The sequence below is a fragment of the Shewanella sp. AS1 genome, from assembly GCF_021412565.1.
Classification (GTDB): Bacteria; Pseudomonadota; Gammaproteobacteria; order Enterobacterales; family Shewanellaceae; genus Shewanella.
On record NZ_JAKCLJ010000002.1, the window covers coordinates 315,858 to 334,650 of the forward strand.

The window sequence follows — 18,793 nt, forward strand, 5'->3', positions numbered from 1 at the left end:
AGGAACCACAGTGAGCCATACATCATTAAAGCCAAGCAATGTGTTAACTAAGAATGTGTTAACTAAGATAGTTGCGACCAAGGCAGCGCATATCGCCGCATTAAAGTTGCGATTCCCAGAGGACTCGTTACAGCCAAAGATCTCTGACAGAAGTCTGTTCGAGGCATTAAAAGCCCCCGATGCGGGTTTTATCTTCGAATGTAAAAAGGCAAGCCCATCTAAGGGGCTGATCCGGGCAGATTTCGATGTCGAGGCGATTGCCGATATCTATGTTAATTATGCCGCCGGGATCTCTGTGCTCACCGATGAGCAGTTCTTCCAGGGCGATATGGATTATCTTCCCAAGGTACGCGCGCGGGTGACTCAGCCTGTGCTGTGCAAAGATTTCTTTGTCGATCCCTATCAGATAAAACTGGCGGCTCACCAGGGCGCCGATGCGATTTTGTTGATGCTGTCTGTGTTAGACGATGAGCAGTACCGCGCCCTTGCTCATGAGGCCGCTAAGTATCAATTAGATATACTTACCGAGGTCAGCAACGAAGAGGAGCTTAAACGCGCCATCGACCTCGATGCCCCCATCATAGGCATCAACAATCGAAATCTTCGCGACCTGTCCACCGATCTGGCTACCACAGAGACACTAGCGCCGCACATTCCGGCCGACCGCGTGGTGATCAGCGAATCGGGGATCTATAACCAGAGCCAGGTTCGCCGCTTAAGTCCCCTGGTCGATGGCTTCTTGGTAGGCAGCTCCTTGATGGCCGAGCCAGATCTGGATCTCGCTTGCCGCGCCCTCACCTTAGGCCATAACAAGGTCTGTGGCTTAACCCGCGCAGAGGATGCCAAAGCAGCCGCACAAGCGGGCGCCATCTATGGCGGCTTAATTTTCGCCCCTCAATCGGCACGCTATATCTCACCTGAGAAGGCGCATAATTTAATCAAACAACAGAGCGCCTCAAACAAACGGCTCAAATATGTGGGAGTGTTTGTCAATGAAGAGATCAACAAGATAGTGGAAGTGGCTACCGCCTTGTCACTGTTTGCGGTGCAGCTTCATGGCAGTGAAACCCAATATGAGATCGATGAATTACGTCTCGCCCTGCAAGATGCCAACTGCCAGTGTGAGATCTGGAAGGCGATTGCTATCGAAAGCAGCACTGACGCTAAACTGCCAGAGCTCAAACAATCTGAGCTTAAGCTACCAGAGCATGTCGATCGCCTGCTCTATGACAGCAAGACTCAAACGGCTAATGCCAGCCAGTTTGGCGAGACAGGTCAATTTGGCGGTACAGGCCAGTGCTTCAACTGGCAACTGCCGCTCCCTAAAAAACAGCAGGCCATGCTTGCCGGTGGACTGAGCGCCGATAACGCCTTTGATGCCGCCAAACAGGGCTTTTTTGGTCTGGACTTTAACTCAGGCTTAGAGCGCGAGCCCGGCATCAAAGATCATCAGAAAATAGCCGATGCCTTTGCCGCACTGCGTCACTACTGAAACACAGATCACACAAATGAATACCCGGTCACAGAGACTGACCAGAACAGGAAGCAATTATGACAAAACTCGATCCCTATTTCGGCGAATATGGCGGTATGTATGTGCCACAGATATTGATGCCCGCCCTGATGCAGTTGGAGTCGGCCTTCGTCGATGCACAGCAAGATGAGGCCTTTAAGGCGGAATTTACTGACTTACTGAAAAACTATGCCGGCAGACCCACGGCACTGACGCTGACGCGCAATCTGAGTCCCAACCCGCTGGTAAAAATCTACCTAAAACGGGAAGATCTGCTCCACGGCGGCGCCCATAAAACCAATCAGGTATTAGGGCAGGCACTGCTGGCCAAACGCATGGGCAAGAAAGAGATCATCGCCGAAACCGGCGCGGGTCAACACGGCGTCGCCACAGCGCTGGCCTGCGCTCTGCTGGATCTCAAATGCAAGGTCTATATGGGCGCCAAAGATGTCGAACGTCAATCACCCAACGTGTTTCGTATGAAGCTGATGGGCGCCGAAGTGATCCCTGTAACCTCCGGCTCAGCCACCCTAAAAGATGCCTGTAATGAGGCGATGCGTGACTGGTCTGGCAGTTATGATAAGGCGCACTATCTGCTGGGCACGGCGGCAGGCCCGCATCCCTTCCCCACCATAGTGCGTGAGTTTCAGCGCATGATAGGCGAAGAAACCAAGAAGCAGCTGCTTGAGCGCGAAGGCAGATTGCCCGATGCGGTGATCGCCTGTGTGGGCGGCGGCTCCAACGCCATCGGCATGTTTGCCGACTTTATTGATGAAGCTTCGGTGCAGCTGATCGGCGTCGAACCTGCGGGCCTTGGCATAGACACACCCAAACATGGCGCGCCACTTAAACACGGCAAAACGGGCATCTTCTTCGGTATGAAGGCCCCCTTGATGCAAGACAGTGAAGGGCAGATAGAGGAGTCCTACTCCATCTCTGCGGGACTGGATTTCCCCTCGGTTGGGCCGCAGCACGCTTATCTGGCGGCAACCGGCCGCGCCAGTTACGAGTCGGCGACCGATGAAGAAGCCCTGGACGCATTTCAGCTGCTGGCTAGAAGCGAAGGGATCATTCCTGCACTGGAGTCGGCTCACGCCCTCGCCTACGCCATCAAATTGGCCGAGAAAGCCACCAAGGAGACCATCTTAGTGGTCAACCTGTCGGGGCGGGGTGATAAAGATATCTTCACAGTCGCGGATATTTTAGAGAAAAGAGAGACACAAACCACCAAGGAGAGCGGCGATGAGTAACCGTTACCAAACAGCATTTGCCGCACTAAAGACCAAACAGCAAGGCGCATTCGTCCCCTTTGTCACCTTAGGCGATCCAACCCCCGAACTGTCACTCAAGATAATCGATACCTTAGTGGAAAATGGCGCCGATGCCCTGGAGCTGGGTTTTCCTTTTTCCGATCCATTGGCCGATGGCCCTGTTATTCAGGGGGCTAACCTGCGCGCCTTGGCATCAGGCACCACCCCGAGCCAATGTTTTACCCTGCTGGCGAAGATCCGCGAAAAATACCCAGAGCTGCCTATCGGTCTGCTGCTCTACGCAAACCTGGTCTTTACCAAGGGAATTGATAACTTTTATGCCAAGGCAAAGGCTGCGGGGGTGGACTCAGTACTGATCGCCGATGTGCCTGTAGAAGAAGCAGAGCCTTTTATTGCCAGCGCCAAGGCTCATGGTATCGCGCCCATTTTTATCGCGCCGCCCAACGCCGATAGCGACACCCTAAAACAGGTCGCCGAAAAAGGCGAAGGCTATACCTATCTGCTGTCCCGCGCTGGGGTGACTGGGACTGAATCAAAAGCAGGCATGCCGATTAACGAGATTTTATCTCAGCTTGAAACCTATAAGAGTGCGCCGCCTTTGCTTGGCTTTGGTATTGCCGAGCCATCTCAGGTGAAGGCTGCAATTGACGCAGGCGCCGCCGGTGCCATTTCCGGCTCCGCCGTGGTGAAAATAATCGAGGCGAACCGAGATAACGAGACAGCGCTTTTAGCAGCTTTAGGTGAATTTACCCGTAATATGAAAGCGGCGACACTATAGGCTGCCCAGTAGAGCAATCTCACTATAGAGCGATCTCACAATAGACCTATTTCCCGATAGACCGTTCTCACGTTAAACCGATCTCCTAAGAGATCGGTTTTTTACACCCCAAACTTGCCGGTTTCAGCTTCAATTCAGCTATCTGGTAATAATTAACCAGTAGAGAGAACAAATCCCCCTTCTCTGCGCTCGGTCGCTTTTGCGACTATAGTTGCCGTGCTACACTCGATGGTCTCTATTGTTTGTGTATTTAAAAGACCTATGAAACAACTGCTCGACTTTCTGCCGTTAGTGATCTTTTTCGCTGTCTACAAATTTTTCGATATCTACATTGCCAGTGGCGCCCTGATCGCGGCCACCGCCCTGCAGTTAATAGTCACTTATATGCTGTATAAGAAAGTCGAAAAGATGCATCTCATCACCTTCGCCATGGTGAGCTTTTTCGGCACCCTCACCCTGATTTTTCACGATGATGCCTTTATCAAGTGGAAAGTGACTGTGGTTTACGCCCTGTTCGCCATCGCTTTGGCGGTCAGTCAATGGCTTAACAAACCCATTTTAAAGGGGATGCTGGGCAAAGAACTGGTGGTCAGCGATGCAGTTTGGGCTCGCGTCACTTGGTACTGGGTGGCTTTCTTTATCGCGTGTGGTCTAGGCAATATCTACGTGGCCTTTAGCCTGTCACAGGATACCTGGGTCAATTTTAAAGTCTTTGGTCTGACAGCCCTGACACTGGTCAATACTGTGGTCACAGTTGTCTATCTCTATAAACATCTACCTGAAGAACAGAAAAAGGAACTCAAATAATGTGGTATATGATCTCATCTCAAGACGTTGAAAACAGTTTAGAAAATCGACTAGCTGCCCGTCCGGCTCATCTGGCGCGCCTGCAAGAGTTAGCCGATGAAGGCCGTTTATTAATTGCCGGACCGCATCCTGCTATCGACAGTGAAAACCCAGGTGAAGCTGGTTTCACTGGCTCTCTGGTCGTTGCCGATTTTGCCTCCCTCGAAGATGCCCAGGCTTGGGCCGATAAAGACCCCTACATCGCAGCAGGTGTCTATGAAAAGGTGGTCGTTAAGCCTTACAAACACGTTCTGCCGTAGGCTCAAACTTAGGCTCAAACTTAGGCTCAAACAAACTTAGCCTCAAACAAACTTAGGCTCAAATAGGTTTTCAGGATGAAAATAGTCTCATTTAACATTAATGGTCTCAGGGCCAGACTGCATCAGCTACAGGCGCTGATCGACAGCCATGCGCCGGACATTATCGGTCTGCAGGAAACAAAAGTGCACGATGAAGCATTTCCCCTGGCCGATGTTGAGGCCATGGGTTACAAGGTGCATTATCATGGTGGCAAGGCACACTATGGTGTGGCCATGTTATCCAAGCTTGAACCATTAAACGTTCAGAAAGGTTTTCCTACCGATGATGAAGATGCCCAGCGCCGTATGATTATGGGCACTTTTATGCAGGAAAATGGCAGGCCCCTCACTGTGCTTAATGGATATTTCCCCCAAGGGGAAAATATCAGTCACGAAGTGAAATATCCTGCCAAGCGTAAATTCTATCAGGATCTGATGCGCTACCTTGAGGAGCACCGCAGTCCGGATGAAGATATCGCCATCATAGGTGACATCAATATCTCTCCTATCGATTTAGATATCGGCATCGGCCCGGCTAACGCAAAACGCTGGCTACAAACAGGTAAGTGCAGTTTTCAGCCGGAAGAGCGCGAGTGGCTACAAACCCTGCTCAACTGGGGATTAGTGGATACCTTCCGTCAACTGCATCCTGAGCGCAGTGAGCGTTACTCCTGGTTTGATTACCGCAGTAAAGGCTTTGATGATAACCGCGGCCTGAGGATCGATGTGATCCTAGCAACCCCTTCCCTTGCCGCACGTTTAGTCGAATCCGACGTGGATTATGAACTAAGGGGTATAGAAAAACCGTCCGATCACGCCCCTATCTGGAGCGTGTTTAAATAAGGTTTTCGCTAGCCTGCTACAGTCGATATTAAAAAAGGGTCAATAACGATTATTGACCCTTTTTAATTTCTGCCTATTGGCCGATTAATGCTGTTTGGCTAAACGCAGTTTAATTGCGGGTAAGGTCTTGGTTGAAAATGCAACCAGCTGAGCCGTTAACAGCGTCATGCCATAACCCAGCAGTGCCCCCAAGATCAAAGGTAAGATGATAGGTGCAATATCGCCGCCCATGGCAAATGTCGCACAGCAGCCAATAAAGGCGCCGGGAATGAAGGCAAGCTTTTGATAACTGGCCTGCAAACACATCATGCTGGTCGCAATCCCAGTTAACAGATAACCCACTAAAGGTTCGTTAAAGTAACTGCCGCCGGCAATGATCACCCAGGCCCAGAACACCCCAGAGAAGTTAGTCAACCAAGTGGTTAACACGCCTTTAGCGTTAACTTTACCCTGTGCAAAATAGGTACTGCAGGAGAGGAAACCAATCCAAGTCACCAGATGAAATATATCGGCCACCTCAGCCCAAATGGCTGCCAGTAGACCCGCAGAAAAAGCAACTTGCCAACGATGTTCCATGTATGACCCCATGTTACAGTGGAATATTTGTAGGTAATTTACACCAAAATAAAACAGAAAAACCGGATCATCCGCAAAATATCGAAACAAATCGCTTAAAAAATCACCAAATGAAGTTTTTTAACGCGCTCAATGGCAGCAGAGTGCAAACTAAGCCGGTAAAGAGACAGGCTAAGCTTGTAAATAAGGCAGTAAATAGACCAGTAACTAAGTTAGAAAAAAGAAAATGGCTGACCCAAATGCACTAAAAAGGGCCTCAAAAGAGACCCTTTAGGCTGTGTGTCGGCTAATGATCAGCTTAACAGCTGATCGGCTACGAAAGGATTCTGCTCACGCTCAAGACCAAAGTTGGAGATGGGGCCGTGGCCGGGAATAAAACTCACATCTCGCCCTAATGTCCATAATACTTGGGTGATAGAGTGGATCAGATCTTTATGGCTGGATTGTGGGAAATCGGTACGCCCGATAGAGCCTTTAAATAACACATCCCCAACCCAGGCAAGCTTATCCGCTTCACTGAAAAACACCACATGACCCGGCGTATGTCCAGGGCAGTGATAGACCTTCAGCGTCTGCTCCCCTACTGTCACCAGATCGCCGTGCTCCAGATATTGATCCGGCGTAAAAGGTGCCACGGGCAAGAAGCCAAAATGCTTACTCTGTTCATTGAGTGAAGATAACCAAAATTCATCGGCCTTGTGCGGACCAATAATGGACACACCAGTGGCCTCACTCAAGGCTTTTGCGCCGCCCACGTGATCAATATGCCCATGAGTTAATAGTATTTTTTCTATTGTAAGCCCATTGGCCTGCAACTGCTGCGTAATACGTTGGACATCACCGCCCGGATCGACAACCGCTGCCATCTTCGTTTTTTCACACCAAATAATACTGCAGTTTTGCTGAAACGGTGTGACTGGCACAATTTGATATTTCATCTTCACATCCACTATTAAAGGTTGATCCTAGAGTACGATATGCCATCCATATTCTCTAACAACTCTTAGCATAATTTTGATCTAGGATAACCTATCGAGCTAAAAATTTTTTGATTACAATCCAACTTAAAAAATTGCCCATAACCCAAGGTTCCCTATGTCTAAGCCGCAGCTCCTGTCTGGTATTCATGCCATCAAACACCACTTTCATCTTCCCCTAGATCACAACCAGCCTCAAGGTGAGCAGATAACTGTGTTCGCCCGTGAACTCTTTGCCCCTGAGCATAAGGACTCACCTTTACCCTATATGGTCTTTTTCCAGGGTGGCCCAGGCTTTGGCGCCTTAAGGCCGGTATCAAACAGCGGTTGGGTTAAACGAGCGCTGCGGGAATTTCGTGTCCTGCTGCTGGATCAACGTGGTACAGGCTTGTCGACTCCGGTTAACTTCAGCGCATTAAGTCATCTGAATTCGGCTGAGCAGGCGGACTACCTAAGCCATTTTCGCGCCGATAATATCATTAAAGACGCCGAAGCGATCCGCAAACAGCTTATTGGCGATCAAAAATGGAGCATCTTAGGCCAGAGTTTTGGCGGTTTTTGTGTACTTAAATACCTCAATGATGCGCCAGAGGGCGTCCATGAAGCCTATATCACAGGCGGTATCCCCCCACTGACACGTAGCGCCGACGAGGTCTATCAAGCCACCTACCTCAGAGTGCTCGCCAAGAATCAGGATTTTTTCCAGCGTTTCCCCGATGCACAGCAACTGGTGAAACAGCTGGCTGACTATATCACCCAGCATGAAGTACGCATCGCCAGCGGCGAGCGACTCACGGTTGAGATGTTGCAACTCTTGGGGATCAATATAGGCATGGAGCAAGGCCCAGAGCAGGTCTATTACCTGCTGGAACAGGCGCTGATAGACACATCAAACGGATTGACTGTGAATCCGCTGTTTCTGGCGCATTTTTGCCAGCTGCTGGACTTTAACACCAACCCCATTTTTGCCCTACTGCATGAGAGTATCTATTGTCAGCAATCCGCCTCACGCTGGTCGGCCCAGCGCGTCAGAGGCCAATACCCTGAATTTAACTATCAAGCCGACAAGCCATTCTTGTTTACCGGCGAGATGGTCTATCCCTGGTTTTTCGACCAGTTCAGCAACCTAAAACCGCTAAAACATGCCGCTCACCTGCTGGCAGAAAAGGCCGACTGGCCTCGCCTCTATGATCTGAATAAATTGCAAAACAACACTGTGCCTGTGGCCGCCGCAATTTACAGCGAAGATATGTTTGTCGAGATGCAATACAGTTTAGAGACGGCCAAGCAGGTCGCCGGATTGAAATATTGGCTCACCTCTGAATATGAGCACAACGGCATACGCATGGATGGCGAGCGCATCCTAGATAAATTGATCGCCCTTAATCGTGGAGAGCTGTTGAGGTAACGATCGCGGTAAAGAACGACCAAAGTAACGATCGACGGGGCGTATCGCTCGCCCCAACCATCCAAAAATCAGCGAAGCGCCTAGCTTTAGGAGGCATTGGCTGTAGAAGCCCTTAGCTGTAGAAGCCCTTGGCTGTAAAACGCGCCTTCGGGACGCTTTCTCACCTCGATTGCTTCGAGTCAAAATCACAAGCTAACTTTGCAAATTTTTGTGCTCGTTTATCCAGCACGAGTCTGGTAGAGTGTTTATTAATCAATAACTTTGTTATAGTGCAGCTTAGATAATAGGTTTAATAAATGTGCATGCGCGTTTTGCCAAATACATGCGCATGCATACTAATAAAATGTTATGACTAAAAGCAACATGCAACAATTTTTACTATCTGATCTGTGACATCAAGGAAATTCAATGAGTGATCCAATAACAATTCGCAAACTAATTGATCGCATTACATCCGGTGATATCAGGATTCCAGCTTTTCAACGTGATTTTGTTTGGGAGCCTGAGCAAGTTGCTTTCCTTTTGGATAGTATTTACAAAGGGTTCCCGATAGGAACTGTAATCTTGTGGAAAACCGACACTAGATTAAAGACTGAAAAAAGATTGGGTCTCTTCGATTTGCCCGAACCTCAAAAAGACTACCCGGTAAATTATGTATTGGATGGACAGCAGCGTTTAACTTCAATCTTTAGTGTTTTTCAGACGGATTTGGCACCAATATCCTCTGAATGGACTGATATATATTTCGATATTGATGCAGAGGAGAATATACAGGAGTCACTATTTTTAGCACTGGAAGAATCAGAAATAGATCAATCCAGACATTTTCCTATGAAAACGCTTTTTGATCCGGTTGCTTATCGTCAGGCAACCAATGGGCTACGTGACGACATAATTTTGAAACTTGACGAACTTCAATCAAGGTTCAAAGAGTATTTAATTCCAAATGAGGTTTTCGAATCAGAAGATAGAAACAAAGTCGCAATTGTATTCGAAAGAATTAATCGTGCAGGGACCGAGCTTGATGTGTTTGAGCTGTTGTCTGCTTGGAGCTGGTCTGACGATTTTGATTTGGTGGAGAAATTTCGAGATTTACAGTCAGAAATATCTGATCACAATTTTGGAGAGTTAGTTGAGGATAAAGATCTTCAACTAAGAATGTGTGCAGGCATCATTGCGGGTGAAACCACTCCGAAAACCATAATGGAACTACAAGGTGATGAGATAAGAGAAAAATTTCATATAGTCGAGAAGGGTATCTTGGGGGCGCTAGACTTTTTAAAGAGAGAGGCTAATGTACGCCATTACAAGATGATACCTTTTCCAGGTCTGTTAGTTCCTTTGGCTGCATTTTTTGCAACTGATAAAGCTGACGGGATTCGTTATACGGACAAGCAGCGTGACAAGATATTGAGATGGTTTTGGCGGTCGCTGTTTACGCGGAGATTCTCTGCAGGTGTTAATCAGCGACAGGCAACGGATATTGTAGAACTTTGTCGCTTACGGGATGATGAAGAGCATGTGCTCCGCTATCCCGTAGCTGATAACAAAATAGACTTTGAAAAGAGCCCTTTTAGTAGCACAAGTGCTAATGGTCGAGTCCTCATTCTTATGCTCAACACAATGGGGCCTAAGTCATTCTTAAGTGGCGCAAACGTTGTTTTAGACGAAGTTCTAAAAAAGGGGAGTAAACATGAATATCATCATATCTTTCCCCAGAAATTTTTAGAAAAAAGTGGTCGCGAAAGAAAGCAGATCAATGTGCTTGCCAATATTTGTTTCTTGACCAGAGGCGACAATAACAATATCAAAGATAAGTCACCCACAGAGTATCTTGGTAGCCTTCCAGAGGACAGAAGGCGAGCGTATTTGGAATCTGCCCTATGCCCTGAAGATACTGACAAACTTGATTATGATGAATTCATAAAAGCAAGGACACAACTACTAAACAGTAAGGCCGAAGAGTTGATGTCATAACAAATCGCTGCTAGGGACAAACCTACGCTGCGCTCCGGTTTGCCCCAGAGAGAGGCGTTATCAACCAGGATAAGCAATGAGCATCAATATTAGAAAAGCTGTGATTAGTGATGCGAAAGCAATCAGTGTGTTGATATTACGTTTGACAAAAAAGTATGTTTGCCCGACTTGTGATTTATCGGTGCATAGTGTTTTGCTTGACTCTATGTCAGAAGAGAATATTAAAACGTATTTGTCTGCAAACTACTTTTATGCGGTCGCTGTGAATATGAATGATGACATTGTTGGTGTGGCTGGTATTCGAGATTATTCGCACTTGTATCATCTTTTTGTAGACGAGGGTAGCCAAGGAAAAGGGCTTTCACGCCAGTTGTGGGAAGTGGTTAAAGATGAGTCTCTCAAAAACGGTAATAGTGGTCACTTTACTGTGAATTCTGCAGTGAACGCAGAAAGTGTTTATTTGAGTTTTGGTTTCAATCGTACAGAAGGCATAAGAAACAGAGACGGGGTGGTAGATATACCGATGGCGTTAGACACTGTTTGCTAACAATGCGTTTAAGAGCAACTCCTACACTTTGCTCAAGTTTGTCGAACCTTTACGCGGCGTTACCCATAAAAATATTGTTCTCTGCATGATGGATTAGCGTAAAAAGCTCACTCGCTTTTGCTAAAAGCGAGTGAGATTGGCTATTAAGTTTTCGAAGCGATATTCATTTTACGTCTGGTTTTGCAGCCAACTGTGACTCATCGCTTATGGCGGGGTTACTCAAACCAAGCGTAGCTGTCGAGAGCTAAAATTTGCATCTCGACACTTTGATGCAATCGCAGTGCTGGCCTGCTGCCGCTTTCTGTGTCTAAGTCTGTGTCAGCTTCTGCCTGCCCTGCCCCAAGTGCCACATAGAAAGGCATGAGATGCTCAACCGTGGGATGATTAAAGCGTGCATAGGGCGCTTTGGCCTCATAGTCGAGCAATGAACTTAGGTCTTGTTTTGCCACGCCATCGGCTATCCAGCGCACAAAGGCCTGCATCTTCTCTACTCTATCTGGGTCCCCTGGTCGGCTGAATATCTCCCTAAGGTTATGGCTAATACCACCCGAACCTAAAATCAACACCCCTTGAGCGCGAAGTGAGCTTAGGGCCTTGCCCAATTGGTAGTGATACTTGGCACCCTTGCTGGTGTCGAGAGAAACCTGCACCACAGGAATATCGGCCTGGGGATAGAGGCGGCAAAGCGGATTCCAAAGGCCATGATCCCAGCCCATCTGCTTATCTAACACGGCGTCCAATCCTCCAGCTTTCAACAAATTGGCGACCTTTTCGGCGAGGGCTGGCGCCCCAGGAGCCCTATACTCAATTCGATACAGAGCATCGGGGAAACCATAAAAGTCATGCACTGTCTTTGGCTGTTCGCCCGCTGTGATACGGACACCTGCTTGACTATCTGTATGGGCCGAGAACACCACTATCCCTTTTGGCTTAAGTAATTTACCGCCTAGTTCGGTCAAGAAGGCGGCATTGTCGCTATCTTCAAGAGCCAACATGGGCGAGCCGTGGGAGACAAATAGACTCGGCATTAACCCAGCTCTTTTTGCCGCCTCAAACTGCTGATCCATCTCAAGGGAGATCTGCTGCGCACTCATAAATTTACCTCCGGCCCCATGGGGACTATCCCTGCGGGATTAAGGGCTTTAATCGAATAATAGCCCTGCTTGATATGGTCGATATTCACTGTGTCTGCAATCCCATCAATCCTATAAAGGCGTTTTAAATAAGCCTGAAGATACGGCTTTTGCGCGATTAACTCCCGATTACATTTAAACAAACCGTAATAAGCCACATCGAATCGCACTAAGGTCACAAAAGCGCGGATATCTGTCTCTGTTAGTTCAGAACCGAGCAGATATGCCCGGCCATCACTCAGGGTCTGCTCAAGCTCATCGAGTAGGTTAAACACGCTGTGATAAGCTTCATCATAGGCAAACTGACTGCTGGCAAAACCGGCCTTATAGACGCCGTTATTTAACTCATGATAAAGGCGCTCATTAAGGCTATCTATGTCGCTGCGATATTGCTTAGGGTATAAATCCAGCGTCGAACCAGTAAGGCTGTCGAAGGCGCTATTTAACATACGGATAATGTCGGCCGACTCGTTATTGACTATCATCTTACGCTGCTTATCCCAAAGTACCGGCACTGTGGCTCTGCCCGTATAGCGAGGGTCAACCTGAGTGTAGATTTGGTGCATAAAATGATGACCGTTCAGCTGATCGTCATCGGCGCCGGGATAACCGCCAAATTGCCAGCCCTGATCCGATAACACAGGATTGACTACTGAGACGCTGATATAGTCTGTTAATCCCTTAAGTGCCCTCACCATAAGCGTGCGCGACGCCCAGGGACAGATAAAGGCGACATACAGATGATAACGACCCGCCTCGGCCTTAAATCCGCCCTCACCCGTTGGGCCCGCCTCGCCATCAGGGGTTATCCAGTGGCGAAAACTGCTGCTCTGGCGCACAAAGCGCCCCTCTTTATCTTTCGCCTGCACGGGTTGCCAGGCCTTTGTCCACTTGCCATCGACTAACATGGGTGGCTCCTACTCTATTATTCGATTCGATGTGATTAATCTGCAGAGCAGGCATCACAACTAATGCCTGTCTGAGGGATATAGGGGAAAAGCTACCTATGGTTAGCCTTTAAGACGCGCCGCTAATAGGGCATCGAGGGAGTAGCGCCCTGCGCCCTGTATTGCCAGAGATAGAGAAACTGCCAGCAGGATAAGCGCAAACTCGTAACCGTTATTGGATACAAACAGGCCGTTGCCCAGATGCACTGTCATCGCCATCGCCATAGTGAAGGCCACCACTGCCGCTGCCGGACGGGTGAGTAAACCTAAGGCTAAAGCAAGGCCACCAAAAAACTCTGCGCTGCCCGCCAGTAAAGCCATGAGGTAACCTGGCTCGAAGCCCACACTGGCCAGCCACTGTCCTGTGCCCTCTAAGCCATAACCGCCAAACCAAGCAAACAGCTTTTGTGAACCGTGAGCCGCAAGGATAAGCCCCATAGGTAGACGTAAAACTAAGGGTGCAAAACCTGCGTTGCTTTCGAAAAGTGAAACGATAAATTTGTTCATGATGTTTTCCTCAGAAGTTAACTGTTGCCCTGCCAATCTTGGCGGATGAGTACAATTTAGCCTTCAACAATGAATTGATAAAGAGCGCTTCTATTTAATATTTAACATCAAATTGTTGTTAATTAGCTCGCAACAATGCTAGCGAAACCAAATACCGCTATAGATTTAGTTTAGCCATCACTTACATTTGATCCCAATAGGGTGTCTTACCGAAATATTGGCTAAGGCAGCTAACGAAGCTGCGCACCTTACTGGCGAGAAATTTACGGTGAACATAGACAGCATAAAGCCCCAATGGCTCAGGGGTATAATCTTCCATCAAGGCCACCAGCTTGCCCTCTTTTAACGCCTGACTGACAAGAAAAGTGGGCTGCAGCGCGATGCCACGCCCCTGGATCGCCGCCGCCACTAGCATGTCGCCATTGTTGCAGGAAAAATCACTGCCAAGCTTAAGCCCGGAAAACGTGGGGCCCAAGCGCCCCAAAATAAGCTGAGGATCGGCATATTGAAAATGCAGATAATTATGGCCAGCGAGATCCTCTAGTTTCTCTGGTATGCCATGGCGCGCCAGATAATCCGGTGAGGCGCAGAACACTAATTTGATGGGAGCCAGCTTCTTTGCGATCAATGAAGAGCTGGCCAACTTACCTATTCTTAAGGCCACATCGACCCCATCTTCCAGCAGATCCACCTTCTTATCTGTCAGGGTGACATTCAGTTTCACCTCTGGATATTGGCGCTGAAACAGATCCAATGCCTCAGGCAGATGCCCTATGCCAAATGACATGGGCGCACTGACTTTCAAGGTGCCGGCCGCCTGACTGGAGAGATTGGTCAGGGCATTGTCCATCTCCTCGATATCGATGAGCACCTGCTGACAGCGTTCGAAATAAGCGAGCCCCGCCTCGGTCACATTGACTTTACGGGTAGTGCGATTGAGTAAACGCACCTTGAGATGATCTTCAAGCTGAGAGACATATTTGCTGACCAGTTGCGGCGAGAGGTTCAGCCGCTGTGCCGCCTTGGAAAATCCCCCCTCTTGCACTACTGCCGTAAAGGCGCGCATGCCATCGATCCTGTCCATATTCAACCCTTTATTGTTAATTACAACCTCAAGACTATATTACCAACATTATAGAGATAAAAACCGGGAAAATTGACAATCACACCGACCAGTTGGCATGACGGGAGGAATTGGGCTAAAAATGAATAAAGGCACTCGCATTAACAGGAAATGACGATGGATTATCAACTCTCAAATCTGAGCAGCGAGATCCTGCTCGGCATAGTCAACGAACACCTGCGCTTACACTGTCATAACAGGCAAGATCTCTTCTATGAACTGGATATACCCAGCAATATGTTGGAACAGAAGCTGGCGGATGCCGGTTATCACTACGATCCCATCAGTAACCAGTACAAAGGGGACAACTAATTCCGGCCCCGTTTTCGGGAGGGGTTAGCTTGTACTCTTTGATCTGGTTTTTTTAGCGCGTTTTTTGGCAGAGCCTTTCGCCGTTTTCGGGCGGCGAAACTGACCTTGGGGCGATTTAATTCCCTGTAAAGCGGTGGGCAACTGGGAACCTGCCTGCTCAATAAGCTGGGTTAAACTCGTTACCAGTGGCGTCATAAAACTTTGATACTTAGCTTCTCGGCGGCTGATAGCATCCAGGTGACGTTCCCACAGGGCTGTCATATCCGGCGTGGTCGCCGATTCCGGCAGACTGTGGATTAAGCCCTTACCTACGTCTGACGACACTATGCTCTTCCCCTGACGAAGCAGATAACCCCGCTTAAACAGCAGTTCAATAATACCGGCGCGGGTCGCTTCTGTGCCGATACCATCAGTCTCCTTCAGGGTTTTACGAATTTCAGGATTAGTCACATAGCGACCGATGCCCGTCATGGCGCTGAGCAGGGTGGCATCGGTAAACGCCTTAGGTGGCTGAGTCTGCTTCTCAATAAGCTCAGCCTGCTGCGAGTGCAGCGCCTGACCTTTGACTAAATCCGGCAGTTGCTGCAAGCGCTCTTCACCTGGATCTGCCTTGCTGGGAAACAGCTGCTTCCAGCCCAGGCGCTTATCCTGTTTTGCCTTGGTTTTAAAATGCCCTTGTTGGATCTCGACAAAAACTTCGGTTTCGTCAAATTGATAAGCCGGATAGAACTGGGCCAGATATTGACGGGCTATTTGCAGATAAACCTGTTTTTCTGCCTGGGTTAACAAAGAGAGCTTGGCCACTTTCTCTGTGGGCACTATGGCATGATGGGCATCGACCTTTTTATCATTCCACACCTTAGATTTAAGTTGGCTGTCAGGCTTATCCAGCCCCTCGGTCAGCTCGCCAGCCCCTGTCAGCACAGCATCAATCACGCTAGGCGCCAGGGCAAGTTGCGCCAAGGGCAGATAGCGACTGTCGGAGCGTGGGTAGGTGATCAACTTATGTTTTTCATAGAGTGACTGGCAGGTATCGAGCACTGCCTTGGCGCTCATGGAAAAACGCTTGGCGCAATCTATCTGCAAGGAAGACAAGTTATAGGGCAGCGGCGCATTTTGTGATTTGCTGCTGCGCTGCACATCTTCTACTCGAGCCGGCTGATAGGAGATACGCCGCACCACATTTTCCGCCAGGCCTTTCGCCAGCACCCGCCCCTCCTCATCCATATAGGGCTGACAGGCTTCACTGGGGATCCATTTTGCGCTAAAGCCCTCCTGCTGCTCAGTCGTCAGGTGCGCCAGCACCTCATGGAAAGGTTTGCTGACAAACTGCGCGATCGCCTCATCACGGCGAACCACTAGGCCTAACAGCGGCGTTTGCACACGGCCGACCGACAATACCCCTTGATAGCCTACTTTTCGCCCCTGCAGGGTATAGGCTCGGGTCATATTCATACCATAGAGCCAATCGGCACGGGCACGTGCCAGTGCCGAGGTGGACAGAGGAATAAAGTCGCGATTGGATCTCAGCTGTCCAAGGGCCCTTTTGACTGCCGATGGGTTCAAGTCGCTGATAAGCAGCCGCTGAGTTTGGGCTAACTTGTCCCCCTTGACACCTAAGTGCGCGATCACCTCATCGACCAGTAACTGCCCTTCACGATCAGGGTCGCCGGCATTCACCAATTGCGTCGCTTTCTTGATAAGAGAGCGCAGCACAGAGAGTTGTCCACGGGTCTTATATTTAGGTTTAAGCTGCCACTGAGCTGGCACGATAGGAAGGTGCTCAAATTTCCATGATTTATAGGCGGGATCATAGCAGTCTGGCTCGGCCTGCTCCAGCAGATGCCCTATACACCAGGAGACACAATCGCCATTGGCCGCGGTGATAAATCCCTCCCCCTTTTTCAAAGGCTTGGGCAGAACATCGGCAATGGCGCGACCCAGGCTGGGTTTCTCGGCAATATATAGAATCATGGCAAATGCGAGTTAGTAGGTTCAGTCGATTCAGTGAGTTAACCAGTACATTTTAAAAGATACTGTATAAATTACCAGTAACTCTAACTCAGCTTGGCCCAAGCTGCAAATTTAAGTCGTGATGAATGAGGAGGACAAAAAAAGATCGGCTAATTAGCCGATCTTTTTAATATGGTATGCCCACAATAAAGCGGGAAGGCGATTAAGGATGACAGACGTTATGCAGTTCCAGATTCGTGCCGATATCTTTAATCCGGTTGGCTTTAGCATCATCATTTCTCAGCTGAGTGAGATGATCCAGATAAGCCTGATCCACATCATTGGTGATGTACTTACCATCGAATACCGAGGTCTCGAAACGCTTGATCTCCGGGTTTTCCTGACGCACAGCTTCGACCAAATCATTGAGATCCTGGAAGATGATGCCGTCGGCGCCAATCAGCTTGCAGATCTCATCGGCATCGCGGCCATGGGCGATCAGTTCGCTGGCGGTTGGCATATCGATACCATAGACGTTAGGGAAACGGATCTCTGGGGCTGCCGAAGCAAAGTAAACTTTCTTGGCACCGGCTTCACGGGCCATCTCGATGATCTGCTCTGATGTGGTACCGCGTACGATTGAATCGTCTACCAGCAGAACATTCTTATCTTTAAACTCGGCATTGATAGCATTAAGCTTACGGCGTACCGACTTCTTACGCTCCTGCTGACCCGGCATGATAAAGGTACGGCCAATATAGCGGTTCTTCACAAAACCCTGGCGGTATGGCAGATCCATATGACGGGCGATCTCTAAGGCGATATCGCATGAAGTTTCAGGAATAGGAATCACCACATCGATATCGTTATCTTCCCACTCTTTCTTGATCTTCTCACCCAGCATGGTGCCCATGTTCACTCGGCTTGCGTATACCGACACTTTATCTATGGTTGAGTCGGGACGGGCAAAATAAACATATTCGAAGATACAAGGCGCGTAACTTGGCGAATGGGCACACTGGCGGGTATAAAGCTGACCATCCAGTGAGATATAGATAGCTTCACCGGGCGCTACATCGCGCACTGTTTCGAAACCGACTGCATCTAAGGCAACGCTCTCTGAGGCCACCATGTATTCTGTGCCTTGCGCTGTCTCATTCTTACCCAGCACTAAAGGACGAATGCCAAACGGGTCTCTGAATGCCACTAAGCCCTGACCAATAATCATGGCGGCAACGGCATAGGCACCGCGAGTCAGACTATGCACTTTAGTGATAGCTTCAAACACTTCATCGGCAGTTAGGTGCTGACTCTGGGTATGTTGCAGTTCATCGGCCAGCAGGTTAAGCAGCACTTCTGAATCCGATGTGGTGTTAACGTGACGACGCTGCTTGATTAAACGCTCTTGCAGCTCAAGAGTGTTAGTCAGGTTGCCGTTATGGGCGAGTGAAATACCAAAGGGCGAGTTTACATAGAAAGGTTGAGCTTCTGATGCACTGGAACTACCGGCCGTGGGATAACGAACGTGTCCTATACCGGCATTACCTTGCAGGCGCTGCATGTGTTTAGGTTCAAACACATCTTTTACCAGACCATTGGCCTTACGCAATCTGAATGCATTGCCATCAACGGTAACAATACCCGCCGCATCCTGGCCTCGGTGTTGTAATACAGTTAATGCATCATAGATTGTCTGATTAACCGCAGTTCGGCCAACAATTCCGACGATACCACACATGAGTCGATTTCCTCATTTTAAGATGTTCTGATAATTATTGTGTTT

The 18,793-nt window shown here is 48.8% G+C and carries 18 protein-coding genes; 10 read left to right on the forward strand and 8 right to left on the reverse strand.

Annotated elements, in window-relative coordinates; genetic code table 11:
* Nucleotides 1-10 precede the first annotated feature (10 nt).
* The 6 genes from trpCF (at nt 11) to xthA (ending at nt 5,550) form a co-directional block, all read left to right on the forward strand.
* Nucleotides 11-1,492, forward strand: coding sequence for a bifunctional indole-3-glycerol-phosphate synthase TrpC/phosphoribosylanthranilate isomerase TrpF (gene trpCF, locus LZP69_RS05590; protein ID WP_234199199.1), 1,482 nt, complete (start codon nt 11-13; stop codon nt 1,490-1,492).
* Between the two features lie 59 nt (nt 1,493-1,551).
* Nucleotides 1,552-2,763 carry a tryptophan synthase subunit beta gene (trpB, locus tag LZP69_RS05595; protein ID WP_234199200.1) on the forward strand — a complete coding sequence of 404 codons (1,212 nt, stop codon included), beginning with the start codon at nt 1,552-1,554 and terminating at the stop codon, nt 2,761-2,763.
* Complete coding sequence (gene trpA, locus LZP69_RS05600) at nt 2,756-3,562, forward strand: tryptophan synthase subunit alpha (RefSeq protein WP_234199201.1); 807 nt, start codon at nt 2,756-2,758, stop codon at nt 3,560-3,562. The genes trpB and trpA overlap by 8 nt, the downstream gene beginning before the upstream one ends.
* Before the next feature lie 261 nt (nt 3,563-3,823).
* Entirely contained in the window at nt 3,824-4,369 is a 546-nt protein-coding gene (locus tag LZP69_RS05605) for a septation protein A (protein ID WP_234199202.1), read from the forward strand.
* Nucleotides 4,369-4,668, forward strand: a complete 300-nt coding sequence (locus LZP69_RS05610) for a YciI family protein (protein ID WP_234199203.1) — start codon at nt 4,369-4,371, stop codon at nt 4,666-4,668. Before LZP69_RS05605 ends, LZP69_RS05610 begins: the two co-directional genes overlap by 1 nt.
* Before the next feature lie 75 nt (nt 4,669-4,743).
* Nucleotides 4,744-5,550, forward strand: a complete 807-nt coding sequence (gene xthA / locus LZP69_RS05615) for an exodeoxyribonuclease III (protein WP_234199204.1) — start codon at nt 4,744-4,746, stop codon at nt 5,548-5,550.
* Nucleotides 5,551-5,634: 84 nt separating this feature from the next.
* Here xthA and LZP69_RS05620 read toward each other — a convergent pair whose 3' ends face one another.
* Both LZP69_RS05620 and LZP69_RS05625 read right to left on the reverse strand, forming a co-directional pair.
* Entirely contained in the window at nt 5,635-6,126 is a 492-nt protein-coding gene (locus tag LZP69_RS05620; protein ID WP_234199205.1) for a DUF1097 domain-containing protein, read from the reverse strand.
* Between the two features lie 293 nt (nt 6,127-6,419).
* A complete protein-coding gene (locus LZP69_RS05625) occupies nt 6,420-7,064 on the reverse strand; it encodes an MBL fold metallo-hydrolase (RefSeq protein WP_234199206.1) in 645 nt (214 codons plus the stop codon).
* A gap of 157 nt (nt 7,065-7,221) precedes the next feature.
* Between LZP69_RS05625 and LZP69_RS05630 the strand changes: the two genes are divergently transcribed.
* From LZP69_RS05630 to LZP69_RS05640, 3 genes are all read left to right on the forward strand, one after another.
* On the forward strand, nt 7,222-8,511 hold the full coding sequence (locus LZP69_RS05630) for an alpha/beta fold hydrolase (protein WP_234199207.1): 1,290 nt from the start codon (nt 7,222-7,224) through the stop codon (nt 8,509-8,511).
* A 408-nt stretch (nt 8,512-8,919) separates the two neighbouring features.
* Nucleotides 8,920-10,488, forward strand: coding sequence for a GmrSD restriction endonuclease domain-containing protein (locus tag LZP69_RS05635; RefSeq protein ID WP_234199208.1), 1,569 nt, complete (start codon nt 8,920-8,922; stop codon nt 10,486-10,488).
* A 76-nt stretch (nt 10,489-10,564) separates the two neighbouring features.
* A complete protein-coding gene (locus tag LZP69_RS05640) occupies nt 10,565-11,035 on the forward strand; it encodes a GNAT family N-acetyltransferase (protein ID WP_234199209.1) in 471 nt (156 codons plus the stop codon).
* Between the two features lie 215 nt (nt 11,036-11,250).
* Here LZP69_RS05640 and LZP69_RS05645 read toward each other — a convergent pair whose 3' ends face one another.
* The 4 genes from LZP69_RS05645 to LZP69_RS05660 all read right to left on the reverse strand — a co-directional run bounded on the left by LZP69_RS05645 (nt 11,251) and on the right by LZP69_RS05660 (nt 14,706).
* Nucleotides 11,251-12,129, reverse strand: a complete 879-nt coding sequence (locus LZP69_RS05645) for a DODA-type extradiol aromatic ring-opening family dioxygenase (RefSeq protein ID WP_234199210.1) — start codon at nt 12,127-12,129, stop codon at nt 11,251-11,253.
* Nucleotides 12,126-13,076 (reverse strand): glutathione S-transferase family protein, encoded by a 951-nt coding sequence (locus LZP69_RS05650; protein ID WP_234199211.1) that lies wholly within the window; start codon nt 13,074-13,076, stop codon nt 12,126-12,128. Before LZP69_RS05650 ends, LZP69_RS05645 begins: the two co-directional genes overlap by 4 nt.
* A gap of 102 nt (nt 13,077-13,178) precedes the next feature.
* On the reverse strand, nt 13,179-13,622 hold the full coding sequence (locus LZP69_RS05655; RefSeq protein WP_234199212.1) for a DoxX family protein: 444 nt from the start codon (nt 13,620-13,622) through the stop codon (nt 13,179-13,181).
* Between the two features lie 181 nt (nt 13,623-13,803).
* Nucleotides 13,804-14,706 carry a LysR family transcriptional regulator gene (locus LZP69_RS05660; protein ID WP_234199213.1) on the reverse strand — a complete coding sequence of 301 codons (903 nt, stop codon included), beginning with the start codon at nt 14,704-14,706 and terminating at the stop codon, nt 13,804-13,806.
* A gap of 156 nt (nt 14,707-14,862) precedes the next feature.
* On the opposite strand from LZP69_RS05660, the gene LZP69_RS05665 reads away from it, so the two are divergent.
* Nucleotides 14,863-15,057, forward strand: a complete 195-nt coding sequence (locus LZP69_RS05665) for a DUF4250 domain-containing protein (protein ID WP_234199214.1) — start codon at nt 14,863-14,865, stop codon at nt 15,055-15,057.
* 24 nt (nt 15,058-15,081) lie between these two features.
* Here the strand turns inward: LZP69_RS05665 and LZP69_RS05670 are convergent, their stop codons facing one another.
* Both LZP69_RS05670 and purF read right to left on the reverse strand, forming a co-directional pair.
* Nucleotides 15,082-17,031: a DNA topoisomerase III gene (locus tag LZP69_RS05670; protein WP_234199215.1), complete on the reverse strand. Its 1,950-nt coding sequence runs from the start codon at nt 17,029-17,031 to the stop codon at nt 15,082-15,084.
* A gap of 202 nt (nt 17,032-17,233) precedes the next feature.
* The gene (gene purF / locus LZP69_RS05675) at nt 17,234-18,748 is read right to left on the reverse strand and encodes an amidophosphoribosyltransferase (protein ID WP_234199216.1); all 1,515 of its coding nucleotides are present in this window, start codon (nt 18,746-18,748) and stop codon (nt 17,234-17,236) included.
* Nucleotides 18,749-18,793 lie beyond the last annotated feature (45 nt).